The 11,743-nt window shown below is 67.4% G+C and carries 12 protein-coding genes and 1 pseudogene; 7 read left to right on the forward strand and 6 right to left on the reverse strand.

The features are described 5' to 3' along the window. The first annotated feature begins 6 nt into the window (after positions 1-6). The 4 genes from HDC96_RS03975 (at position 7) to HDC96_RS03990 (ending at position 3,969) form a co-directional block, all read left to right on the forward strand. Positions 7-336, forward strand: a complete 330-nt coding sequence (locus HDC96_RS03975) for a thioredoxin family protein (protein WP_179458837.1) — start codon at positions 7-9, stop codon at positions 334-336. Positions 337-612: 276 nt separating this feature from the next. Next, positions 613-2,907 carry a GH92 family glycosyl hydrolase gene (locus HDC96_RS03980; RefSeq protein WP_257018582.1) on the forward strand — a complete coding sequence of 765 codons (2,295 nt, stop codon included), beginning with the start codon at positions 613-615 and terminating at the stop codon, positions 2,905-2,907. Between the two features lie 93 nt (positions 2,908-3,000). Beyond that, the gene (locus HDC96_RS03985; protein WP_179458839.1) at positions 3,001-3,342 is read left to right on the forward strand and encodes a type II toxin-antitoxin system prevent-host-death family antitoxin; all 342 of its coding nucleotides are present in this window, start codon (positions 3,001-3,003) and stop codon (positions 3,340-3,342) included. 3 nt (positions 3,343-3,345) lie between these two features. Beyond that, complete coding sequence (locus HDC96_RS03990) at positions 3,346-3,969, forward strand: AAA family ATPase (protein ID WP_179458840.1); 624 nt, start codon at positions 3,346-3,348, stop codon at positions 3,967-3,969. 3 nt (positions 3,970-3,972) lie between these two features. On the opposite strand, the gene HDC96_RS03995 is transcribed toward HDC96_RS03990, so the two are convergent. Beyond that, a complete protein-coding gene (locus tag HDC96_RS03995; RefSeq protein WP_179458841.1) occupies positions 3,973-4,590 on the reverse strand; it encodes a LysE/ArgO family amino acid transporter in 618 nt (205 codons plus the stop codon). A 101-nt stretch (positions 4,591-4,691) separates the two neighbouring features. Between HDC96_RS03995 and HDC96_RS04000 the strand changes: the two genes are divergently transcribed. Beyond that, positions 4,692-5,585 (forward strand): LysR family transcriptional regulator ArgP, encoded by an 894-nt coding sequence (locus tag HDC96_RS04000; protein ID WP_179458842.1) that lies wholly within the window; start codon positions 4,692-4,694, stop codon positions 5,583-5,585. 15 nt (positions 5,586-5,600) lie between these two features. Here HDC96_RS04000 and HDC96_RS04005 read toward each other — a convergent pair whose 3' ends face one another. The 3 genes from HDC96_RS04005 to HDC96_RS04015 form a co-directional block, all read right to left on the reverse strand. Beyond that, positions 5,601-6,680: a catalase family protein gene (locus tag HDC96_RS04005; RefSeq protein ID WP_179458843.1), complete on the reverse strand. Its 1,080-nt coding sequence runs from the start codon at positions 6,678-6,680 to the stop codon at positions 5,601-5,603. A gap of 131 nt (positions 6,681-6,811) precedes the next feature. Beyond that, positions 6,812-7,390, reverse strand: coding sequence for a M23 family metallopeptidase (locus tag HDC96_RS04010; RefSeq protein WP_179458844.1), 579 nt, complete (start codon positions 7,388-7,390; stop codon positions 6,812-6,814). After that, on the reverse strand, positions 7,387-8,004 hold the full coding sequence (locus tag HDC96_RS04015) for a DNA-3-methyladenine glycosylase (RefSeq protein WP_179458845.1): 618 nt from the start codon (positions 8,002-8,004) through the stop codon (positions 7,387-7,389). The genes HDC96_RS04010 and HDC96_RS04015 overlap by 4 nt, the downstream gene beginning before the upstream one ends. A gap of 182 nt (positions 8,005-8,186) precedes the next feature. On the opposite strand from HDC96_RS04015, the pseudogene xth reads away from it, so the two are divergent. Continuing rightward, positions 8,187-8,963: pseudogene (xth, locus tag HDC96_RS04020) on the forward strand (exodeoxyribonuclease III); the annotation flags it as partial. Between the two features lie 104 nt (positions 8,964-9,067). Further along, on the forward strand, positions 9,068-9,865 hold the full coding sequence (locus HDC96_RS04025; protein WP_179458847.1) for a helix-turn-helix transcriptional regulator: 798 nt from the start codon (positions 9,068-9,070) through the stop codon (positions 9,863-9,865). On the opposite strand, the gene HDC96_RS04030 is transcribed toward HDC96_RS04025, so the two are convergent. Together HDC96_RS04030 and HDC96_RS04035 are read right to left on the reverse strand one after the other, a co-directional pair. Then, positions 9,822-10,502, reverse strand: a complete 681-nt coding sequence (locus HDC96_RS04030) for a hypothetical protein (protein WP_179458848.1) — start codon at positions 10,500-10,502, stop codon at positions 9,822-9,824. The two genes, HDC96_RS04025 and HDC96_RS04030, sit on opposite strands and share 44 nt — an antisense overlap. Then, entirely contained in the window at positions 10,499-11,722 is a 1,224-nt protein-coding gene (locus HDC96_RS04035) for an MFS transporter (RefSeq protein ID WP_179458849.1), read from the reverse strand. Before HDC96_RS04035 ends, HDC96_RS04030 begins: the two co-directional genes overlap by 4 nt. Positions 11,723-11,743 lie beyond the last annotated feature (21 nt).

Genomic DNA, 11,743 nt, shown 5'->3' on the forward strand with positions numbered 1-11,743 from the left:
GCGTCCATGGCCTTCGTTCGTGAGTACAGCCCTGCCGACATCACCCGCGCCGATCTCGATGCAGGCAGCGGCTGGGTGCTGCTGGAGTTCGGCACGGGCTGGTGTGGCCACTGCAGCGCCGCACAGCCGCTGCTGCAGAAGTTCCTCGGTGGCTACGACACCACGCATCTGAAGGTGGAAGACGGGAAGGGGCGGCCACTCGGCCGCTCCTTCGCGGTGAAGCTGTGGCCGACCGTGATCCTGCTTAAGTACGGCCAGGAAATCGCGCGGGCGGTACGGCCGCAGGAGAGGGAAGATCTTGCGCCCTTGATCGATGCGCTGGAGCGCGATCCGTAAGTCATTTCATCATCGTGACGCTGGCCGCTGGTGCGTGCGCACTACCTGATGGGCGCGGCGGTGATCGGCGTGATCACCATGCTGTTCGTGCGTTAGACGGCCGGGATGCCGCTGCGTGGCTCGCCGCCGGCGGTCGGCCCGGCGCCGCCAACACCCGCACCGCAACATGCGACCCGGCCGCGCCAGTGCTAGGATCGAGCTCACCTGAATCGATCTAAATTCAACGCCATGACAAAAACGGGGACGGTGCGGTGGTTGGGGCTCGCGGTAGGGGCGATGTTGGTGGCCGGCACGGCCACGGCGGCACCAGCGACGCTCGGCGAACGTGCCTATGCGGCGGTCGATCCGTTCATCGGCACGGCCGGGGAGGGGCACACCTACCCCGGCGCGACCGTTCCATTCGGGATGGTGCAGCTCAGCCCGGACACCCGCATCCAGCCGCGCGAGAAGGCGTATGGCTGGGCGGCGGGGTACCGGCATGACGACACCAGCATTGTCGGTTTCTCGCACACGCACTTTTCCGGCAGCGGCCATTCCGACCTGGGCGATGTGCTGCTGATGCCGGTGCGCACCGATGCCAGCCTGGAGCGGGGCGACCCGGACAAACCCGGCAGCGGCTACACCTCGCGCTTCCGCCACGACGACGAGCGCGCCGAGCCGGGCTACTACGCCGTCACCCTGGATGATCCGAAGGTCCGCGCCGAGCTGACCACCAGCACCCGCGTCGGCGTGCATCGCTATACCTATCCGGCCCAGCAGCCCGCGCGCGTGCTGCTGGACCTGCGCACCAGTCTTTACGACTACCCGGGCAAGATCATGTGGTCACGCCTGCGCGCGCGCGAGGACGGCACCATCACCGGCTTCCGCGAGACCCGCGGCTGGGCACCGGGCCGGCAACTGTATTTCGCGATGCGCTTCTCGCGGCCGCTGACCGGTCACGCATTCCACAACACCGAGACCGACATCGCCTACAAGGGCTTCCCGCCGCCGGGGCACCAGAGCCCGGCCCAGCGTGCGCAGATTGAAGGGCGCCAGCTGGTCGGCACCTTCGATTTCGGCACGCTGGACACGCCGCTGGTGGTGACGGTGGCGATTTCGTCGGTCAGCGAGGCCGGTGCGATCGCCAACCTGGAGAGTGAAGTACCGGGCTTCGATTTCGACCGTGTCCGTGCCGAGGCTAAAACGCAGTGGACGCAGGCGCTGTCGGTGCTGGATATCGACGGCCCCGAGCACGACCGCCGCAGCGCCTACACCGCGCTGTACCACAGCCTGCTCGGGCCGACCGTGTTCATGGACAGCGATGGCCAGTACCGCGGCGCGGACAATGCCGTGCACCGCGCCGAGGGCTATACCAACTACTCGACGTTCTCGCTGTGGGACACCTACCGCGCCCTGCATCCGCTGCTGACTTTGGTGCAGCCGGAGAAGCGCAACAGCGATTTCATCAATTCGCTGCTCGCGCACCAGCACAACAGCGCCTACGGGATGCTGCCGGTATGGGCGTTCCACGGCCAGGAAACCTGGTGCATGATCGGCTACCACGCCGTGCCGGTGATCGCCGATGCCTACCTCAAGGGCATCCGCGGGTTCGATGAGAACAAGGCGCTGGCGGCGATGGTGGCCACCGCGAACTACGGCCCGTACGACGGCATCGCGCAGTACCGCGAACTGGGCTGGGTGCCGATCGATGAAGAAGGCGAGGCCGCCAGCAAGACGCTGGAATATGCCTTCGACGACTGGACCATCGCGCGCATGGCCAAGGCGATGGGCAACACCAAGGTCGCCGCCGAGTTCGAGAAGCGCGCCACGAACTGGCGCAATGCCTATGACAAGGACACCGGGTTCATGCGGGCGCGCAAGCGCGATGGCAGCTTCCGCACGCCGTTCGATCCGAGCGCCAGCGGCTACGGCACGGATTACACCGAAGGCAACGCCTGGCAGTACTCCTGGTATGTGCCGCACGACGTGGCCGGCCTGGCCGCCGCGCATGGGGGCAGCGACGCGCTGCTGGCCCGTCTGGACCAGGTGTTCGAGGCCAAGGTCGACCCCGCGATCTTCGAGCACATGGAAGACATCACCGGCCTGATCGGCTGGTACGCGCACGGCAACGAGCCCAGCCACCACGTGGCCTACCTGTACGCCCATGCCGGCCAGCCGTGGCGCACCCAGGCCCGCCTGAAACAGATCATGGACACCCAGTACGCCGACCGCCCCGACGGTCTGGCCGGCAATGACGACCTGGGCCAGATGTCGGCGTGGTACGTGTTCACCGCGCTGGGCTTCTATCCGGTGGCGCCGGGCAGCGGCGAGTACATCATCGGGCGCCCATTCCTGCCCAAGGCGGCGCTGCACCTGCCCAACGGCAAGACCTTCACCATCGTCACCGATGGGCTGGGCAAGGGCCATGACTACGTCGGCTCGGTGACGCTCAATGGCCAGCCGCTGCAGCGCACCTTCCTGCGCCACGAGGACATCCTGGCCGGTGGCGAGTTGCGCTTCACCCTCCAGGCCGAGCCGAACAAGGCCTGGCCGGGGCAGGGCGCGGAGCAGCCGTACTCGATGTCCCGCTGACCGGCTGCCGGGGTGCCCTTCTGGCCAAAATGGGATTTATGTCCAATTTGGCCAGAAGGGGTATAGTAGGGCCATCCCGTCCTGGAGCGTGCCATGACCCTGCCACTGGATCTGCCCGGCCTTGAAAAGGCCACGGCGTCGTCGGTGAAAACCCGCGGCTGGCCCAGCCTGATGCGGACCGTCCGCGAGAAACAGGCCCTGGTGATCACCAACCACAATCACCCCGAAGCGGTGATCGTGGACATCAAGACCTACCAGGAGCTGCTGGCCAAGGCCGCCGGTGGCGATGCCGACGAGCGGCTGGGCGAGCTGGAACGCCTGCGCGCCGCGTTCGATACCACGCTGGCCAGCCTGGGCCGCGATGGCGGGCTGGGCAAGGTGCTGGGTCAGCCGATCCGCCGTGGCCGCAAGGTCGCCCTCGGCAGCCCCCTCTGACCGATGGGGCGCATTCTGGTACTGGCCGGCGTCAATGGCGCCGGCAAGAGTTCGCTGCTGGGCATGTGGTTGGAAGAAGAAGGCCTGACCTGGTTCAACCCGGATACGTTCACCCGCCGCCTGGTGGAGACGGGATGGTCGCTGGGTGAGGCCAACGCTGCGGCCTGGAACGAAGGCGCGCGCCGGCTGCGGCAGGCGATCGACGAGGGCACCGACTTCGCGTTCGAAACCACGCTGGGCGGCAACACCATCCCGCGTCTGCTGCGTGAGGCGTGCGAACAGCACGACGTGGCGATCTGGTTCTGCGGCCTGCAGAGCGTGGAGCTGCACATGGAACGCGTCGCCGCGCGGGTCAGTCGCGGTGGGCACGATATTCCCGCCGACAAGATCCGCGCCCGCTACGACTCCTCCCGCGAAAATCTGCTGGCCCTGTTGCCGCATCTGGCGGAACTGCACGTCTACGACAACAGCGCCCCGGCCGACGCCGACGGCGCCGAACCGCTGCCGGTGCTGCAGCTGGATCGCAACGGGCTGCACTATCCGGCCTCGGCGATCGAGCTGCTGCAGACCCCGGACTGGGCGAAGCCCATCGTGATGCGGGCCATGGAGCTGCATACCCCTGCGTAGGCGTTACTGCAGGGGCCTGAGCAGCAACAGCACGCTCAGCGTCAGCATGAACACCGCGATGCCCGCGTCCAGCCAGCGCCATGCCCTGGCATGCGCGAACCACGGTTGCAGCCAGCGCGCCCCGACGCCCAGCAGGGTGAACCACGACACACTGGCCAGGCACGCGCCTGCCGCGAACAGCCACCGGGCATCGCCCGGGTAGCGGGTCGAGAGGCTGCCGAGCAGCACCATCGTGTCCAGGTAGACGTGCGGATTGAGGAAGGTGAATGCCAGGCAGACCAGCAGCGTGCGCTGCCATCCCGCCTGCATGTCAGCCGCTGCATCAAGCCCGCCACCGCCGGACCAGGCCCGGCGCGCTGCCATCAGGCCGTATACCGCGAGAAAGGCCGCCCCACCGAAGCGCAGGACCTCGAGCAGCAATGGGAAACGCGCCACGGCGGCACCGATACCGGCCACCCCCAGCAGGATCAGCACGATGTCGCCGGCCGCGCAGACCGCGACCACCAGCGCGACGTGCTGCTGTTTCAGGCCCTGGCGGAGCACGAAGGCGTTCTGGGCCCCGATGGCGATGATGAGACCGGCACCGGCGAAAAATCCGGCGAGGGCGGCAGCTGGCTGCATGGGGAAATCCACGGAAGGGGCGTGCAGGGTGGCTGCAGGAGGGGGATAAGCCCAGCTACATTTCCTGTGGCACGATAAGCATTCCTGATGCCGAGGTCGCCATGAGCCTGCTCCATCCCCAACTCGCCGCGTTCTCAGCCGTTCTGGAGGAGGGCAGCTTCGAGGCCGCCGCGCGGCGGCTCAACCTCACCCAGTCCGCGATCTCCCAGCGGATCAAGGCGCTGGAGGACCGTCTCGGCCAGGTCCTGATCGTGCGCCAGGCACCGTGCCGCCCCACACCCGCCGGTGAGCAGCTGCTGCGCCGCGTACGTCCGATGCAGACCCTGGAAGAAGAGGTGCTCGCCGACTTCCTGCCGGATGCGGAGGTGCGGCATCGCAACGTCTGTCTGGCGGTCAACGACGACTCGCTGGAAACCTGGTTTCTTCCCGCGCTGGCCGCGTTGCATGCTGCGCATGGCGATACCTTCGACCTGCGCGTGGACGACCAGGACCACACGCTGGATCTGCTGCGGGACGGCTCGGCACTGGGCGCGGTGACGGCGGAGGCCAAGGCCCTGCAGGGCTGCAATGTCCATCCGCTGGGCACGATGCGCTATCTGGCGATCGCGGCGCCGGCATTCAAAGCGGCGTATTTCGGTGTGGGCGTAAGCGCGGCATCCCTGGCCACTGCCCCGATGATCGTGTTCAACCGCAAGGACCGGCTGCAGGCGCGGTATCTACGCGCTGTCACGCGCGCCACGCTGTCCCCGCCGGTGCACTACCTGCCTACGTCTACGGGTTTTGTCGAGGCCGCCGCACTCGGGTTGGGCTGGTGCCTGGTCCCCGAGTCACTCGCACTCGCTGCCCTGAAGAGAAACGCGGTGGTCGAGCTGGATCCAGCGCGCTGGATCGACGTGCCGCTGTACTGGCAACACGCCGCGATCCGCTCGACCACGCTTCAGCGCATCACGGCTGCCATGCGGGACGCGGCAAGCAAGGTACTTCGCAATCCGTGACGCGGCCGGCGCGTGTCAGCCGACGGGCTCGTGGATCGGGCAGCCATTGAATCGCGAGCGGAACTGACGCGAGGCGGCCATCACCACGCGGCGTGCCCGATTCAGGCCGCCGAGCGGACGATGCTCGGCCAGCGCGTGCCACGGCGCGAACGCGAGCGCATCCTCGACGCCCGGCGAGGCGTCAGGCTGCCACGCCTCCTGCTGCGCCACGCTCAGGCGTGCGACCGGCAGGAACGGGCTGTCCGCCTCGGGCCAAGCAACCGACGCATCTTCGATCGGCATGCGCTCCACATCGCGGCACAGCTGCACGCGCAGCTCCCATTCGACCGGATTGGGCAGGTCGGTGAAGAAGGCCACCACCGCGTCGCGCTGCGCATCTTCGTCCGAACCGATTTTGTCGCCGGTCAGTGCGAGCAGGGCAGGTGAGATCGGCGCCAACGAAAACTTGGCCATGTACGGACCGTAGAGAAACGGCACCTGGCTGAAGAAGGTCTCCCCCAGCGGATGGTGCTGCGGCTCGCCGCCCATGCCTTTGAGCAGGGCGCTCTGGCCACCGACCGCCTCCAGCGCCGCCTCCGCACCCCGCAGTGTGGCCGAGATCATCCGCTTGGTACGCGGCATCCGCTCGGTGGTCGCGGCGAGCAGCTTGGCCGAACGCAGGAAGCCGGCCACACCGGGGGTGCTGAACGCGCGGCCGTTCACCATCAGGAAGTCCTGCGTGTGCTGCTCCTCGGCACCTTCCGCACGCGCGCCCTGCACGCCGATCACCTTGAGCGCCATCGCGCGCGGGGTGGAGACCGAATCGGGGAGCTGCTCGGCCGGCGGCGAGGACAGCCGCACCCGCGCGTCGTAGCTGCCGGGCCGCGCAAACAGGCCGTGGCGCAGCTCCGCCGGCAGTTCATCCAGCACCCGCAGCCGGCCTTTCAAGAGGCCCTGGCCCTTGGCATGCACGGCGCGGTGCGCGTGGCCTTCCTGTTCGGCTACCGTCAGTGCCATGCGCGCGAACACTTCGGTCAGCTCACGGATGTGGGTGGCCTCGTCCGCATCGGCGTGCTCGAGCGAGGCGTGGTAGAGAACGGGTGGGCGCAACGTCATGGAGGCTCCGATGGGGTCATGGTAGATGGGAGGCGCCGCGAGAGCATTCTGGCCGACACCACAGTCTTCGACCCTAGGCGAGCCGGCGTTAGCCTGGCGCGGAGTAGCGTGAAGAGGGCCTGCACGCGCGCTCAGGGCGCGTCCGGCCATGCCTTCAGCAGCGGCAGTGGATCGTAAGCGCCGTCGGCACCGTAGATGCCCCAGTGCAGATGCGGCGGCGTGCCCTTGGCGTTGCCGGTATCGCCGACGTAGCCCAGCACGGCGCCTTGTTCGATGACATCGCCGCGCGCCAGGCCTTCGCGCCAGTCGTCCAGATGCGCGTAGTAGTAGCGCTCACGCGCCGGGCCCATCACCCACACCTGGCGGCCACCCAGACCACTCTCACGGATATCCGCGACGATGCCGGGTGTCGCGCTGCGCACCTCGGTGCCACGTTTGGCGAAGATGTCCACGCCGGCATGCGTACGATCGCGTCCCCGGGGTGCGCCGAAGGTATCGGCCACTTGGCGTGCCGAAACACCGGCCACGGGAACGGGCAGGGCGGTTGGGGCTGGCATCTGCGACAGGCGCCAGAGCGCGCGGGGCGATTCCGCGATCGGGCTGTTCCAGAGCACGCCGGCCGCCACGATGCAGACGACAAGGACGAACATCCGCACCAGCCAGCGCCGTACGCGCCGCGCAGGGGAGGAGGTGGACGGCGAGGGACTCATGCTGTCCCGCCTGTCTTCGTCGCAGCCGTGCGTCCCGACACATGCAGATGCTCCAGCACATGCCAGCGCCACGGGAACTCGATCGCCTTGCTGATGCCGATACGTGGCCCGACCACCGGCGCCTCTGGTGGCGCCATTCCATCGGACACAATGCGGATGCCACGGTCATTGCGCACCAGATCCGCACCATCCAGCGCCTTGGTGATACCCATCGCCTGCGACAACCGCCCCGGACCACTGGCCAAATCGCGATCGCGCTGGATGGCCGGACGCGCTTCGCGGATCAGCTCCAGCCCCGCCACCGGCTCGAGCGCCCGCAGCAGCACGCCCCAACCCTGGCCGACGTCACCGCAGACCGCATTCGACCCCCAGTGCATGCCGTAGCTGAAATACACGTAGAGGTGCCCGGCCTCACCGAACATCGTGGCGGTGCGCGCGGTCATTCCGCGGTACGAATGCGCCGCAGGATCCTGGTCGCCGGCGTATGCCTCCACCTCGACGATGCGGCCGGCCCGACCGTCATCGCGCACCAGCAGCTTGTTCAGCAGTTCGGGCGCCACGTCGGTGGGGTGCCGCTGGTAGAAGCGTCGCGGCAGAACGGTCCACTTCTTCATGCCAATCCGCGCAATGGAGATACCTTTGCCAGTCCGAAACGAGTCCTTACTGTGACGCGCCGAAGGTCAATACACGATCAACGCGCCGCCATCGTCACGCGATGCTCGCCCGACATTCGCGGCAGGTTGATCTATACAGGGCAATCCTCGGCATCGGATTCCGCCGCCACGAAGCACGCGCCATGCCCGCCAGAAAACGCCTGAAGATCGCGACCTTCAACGTCAACGGCGTGCTGACCCGGTTGCCACATCTGCTCGCGTGGCTGGAGCGCGAACAACCGGACATCGTCGCCCTGCAGGAACTCAAGGCCACCCAGGAGGCGTTTCCGGAAGCCGCCATCCGCGATGCGGGCTACGGGTGCATCTGGCAGGGCCAGCGCGCATGGAACGGGGTTGCGCTGCTGGCACGCGGCCAGGACCCGATCGAAAGCCGGCGTGGCCTGCCCGGCGATCGGAAAGACGACCAGAGCCGCTATCTGGAAGCTGCCGCGCATGGCGTGATCGTGGGCGGCCTGTACCTGCCCAATGGGAATCCGCAGCCCGGCCCGAAGTTCGACGACAAGCTGAAGTGGATGCAGCGCCTGCACAAGCACGCCAAGAGCCTGGTCGCGCTGCCGCACCCCGTCGCACTGATCGGCGATTTCAACGTCGTACCGACCGATGGGGACATCTACGATCCCAAGTCCTGGCGAAAGGACGCGCTGCTGCAGCCAGAGGTGCGCGAGGCATACCAGGCGCTGCTCGGGCAGGGCTGGACCGACAGCCTGCGCGCGGTCCACGGTGACGCACAGATATTCACCTTCTGGGACTACTTCCGAGAGCACTTCGCCCGCGACCGCGGACTGAGGATCGACCATCTGCTGCTCAATCCCGTGCTCGCGCCCAATCTGAAAGACGCGGGCGTGGACCGGTGGGTGCGCGCCCTCGAAAAGCCCAGCGACCACGCGCCCACCTGGATCGAGGTGCTGGCGCCCACGAAACCCCGATAGCGGGCCGGCGCCCATACCGAAAATGCGCCTGAGGCGGTACAGTCGCCTGGCAGGCTGTTTTGAAGGGTATTGCCATGCCATATCGAAGAAGGGACATCGCCCCGGGCGTCGGCGAAGGCAAGCGACTGCCGGCCGGCCCGGAGACCCCGGTGTTCTGCCGGGCGCGTGAGTATCCGGCGGGCACGATCATCGCGCTGCATCACCACCCGGACCGTCATCAACTGGTCTACGCCGAGTCCGGCGTGCTGGTGGTGCAGGCCGGGGCAGGGCGCTGGGTGGTACCCAGCACGCGCGCGATCTGGATTCCGGCCGGCATGGGGCACAAGGTCAGCTGCATCGGCGCGGTCGGCATGCGCAGCCTGTACATCCTGCCGCAGGCGATTGCCCAGCCGCCGGCCAGCGCATCCACGGTCTCGGTGACGCCGTTGCTGGCCGCACTGATCCGCGCCGCCATGGACGTACCGTCTCCGTACCAGGCCGAGTCACGCGACGGGCGGCTGATGCAGTTGATCCTGGATGAGCTGCAGATGCTGCCGGTGCTGCCGCTGCACCTGCCGCAGCCGACCGACCCGCGCCTGCGGGTGATCGGCCAGCAGCTGGAATCCACTCCGGAGGATCCGTCCACGCTGCAGGACTGGGCCATCCGCCTGGGTGTGGACGTCAAAACCATCCAGCGCCTGTGCGCGCGCGAACTGGGCATGACCTTCGGGCAATGGCGCCAACAGGCGCGCCTGCTGCGTGCGCTGGAGCAGCTGGCGCACGGTGAAAAGGTGATCGACGTGGCGCTCTCGCTGGGCTATGCCAGTCCGAGCGCGTTTACTGCGATGTTCAAGAAGCGCTTCGGGCAGCTGCCGAGTCAGTTTTTTCACTGAAGGCGGCCGCAGGAATCCTCTCGAGGAACAGCTGGAGACCTTGCTGGAAGGCGGCGGGCTCCATCGCCTCGGACCGCTTCGGAATCCAGTAGGCCTTGCCGCGGCGATGCAGCGCGGCGCAGGCGATGCGATGGAAGTGCTCGGTTTCGGCCGCGTGCACGATCCCGGTCCAGGCCAACGTCACCGGGCGCTGAGGGTCGCGGCCCAGGCGGAAGCCGTGGTCATCGAAGCGGAGCACGTAGTTGCCTTCCTGCGACGCCAGACGTGTGCGCAATGTGATCTCGGCCAAGCGCAGGCTGAGCGCACCCAGACGGCCGGCGTGCCTGCCTGCACGCATCTCGATGCGCCGGTGCAGGGGCGCGAGGAGGCGATCGGCAAGACGCCACAGCGGCAGCGTGAGCAGTGCAAGCACGATCGCGGTGACCATCGTGGTGGGTGTCGCATCGCGTTGCAGCAGCAGATACGCGCTGGTCACAGGAAACGGCAGCAACAGCAAAAGCTTGAGTGCACCCGGCTGTCCGCGCGCCACCGCATCCAGCAACCTCGCGTCCTTTCGGGCCTCGTGCGCCAAGGCCTCGGCCACGCGCAGCCGGGTCATCGCCGGGGTGAGGGTGTAGTGCAGTTCGATAGGGGTCACGTCATTCTGGTCCTCGGCAGGAACGCGGTCGCCAGCCCAAGCAGCGGCATGTACGAGGTAAAGTGGTACACCCACACCAGGCCGTGCACATCCGCCAGGTTGCCCAGCCCCGCGGCACCGATACCGCCGATGCCGAACATCAGGCCGAACATCAGCCCCGAGACCATGCCTACGCGCCCCGGCACCGCTTCCTGCGCATACACCACCAGCGCAGCGAACGCCGAGGACATCACCAGCCCGATCACTACCGCCAGCACCGCCGTGCCCATCAGGTTGGCATAGGGCAGGGCGATCGCGAACGGTGCCACGCCCAGGAAGGAAATCCAGATCACCGCTTTGCGCCCGATGCGGTCCCCGACCGGACCCCCGATGAAGGTGCCCAGCGCGACCGAGGCCAGGAAGATGAAGAGGTAGATCTGGCTCTGCTGCACGCTCAGGCCGAAGCGCTCGATCAGGTAGAAGGTGAAGTAGTTGGTGAACGAGGCGATGTAGACGAACTTGGCGAACATCAGCACCGCGATGACGGCGATCGCCTGGACCACCTTGCCCCGACTCAACCCGATGCCGTGGCTTGTGGCCAGGCCCTTCATCTTGGCCTGGCCGTGCTGGATGGTCCAACCCGTGAGGCGGAACAGCACGGTGATGGCCAGCGCGGCGGCGAGCATCAACCAGGCGATCGCCCGCTGCCCGTGCGGAATCACGATGGTCGCCGCCAGCAGCGGGCCGATGGCCGAGCCGGTGTTGCCGCCGACCTGGAAGGTCGATTGCGCGGTACCGAAGCGACCGCCCGAGGCCATCCGCGCCACGCGCGAGGCTTCCGGATGGAAGGTGGCCGACCCGATGCCGACCACCGCCGCGGCGACAAGCAGCATTTCGTAGCGGGTCGCCGTGGCCATCAGGGCGATGCCGACGAAGGTCGCGATCATGCCGGACGGCAGCAGATAGGGAAGCGGCCGCTTGTCGGTGTACATGCCCACCCACGGCTGAAGCAGAGAGGCGGTGACCTGGTAGACCAGGGCGATGATGCCGATCTGCCCGAAGGTCAGCGAGAACTGGGCCTTGAACATCGGATAGACCGCCGGCAGCACCGCCTGGATCATGTCGTTGAGCAGGTGCGCGAAGGCAGCGGCGCCGACGATTCGGATGGCGAAGCCCTGGTTCGGGGCAGGGGCTATCGGTTCGGTGGGAATGACGGGCGGGGCAGCGGTTTCAGTGGTCATGGGGGAGAACGATCGGGAACG

Source organism: Stenotrophomonas sp. JAI102 (genome assembly GCF_013409105.1).
In the GTDB taxonomy this organism is placed as follows: domain Bacteria; phylum Pseudomonadota; class Gammaproteobacteria; order Xanthomonadales; family Xanthomonadaceae; genus Stenotrophomonas; species Stenotrophomonas maltophilia_AA.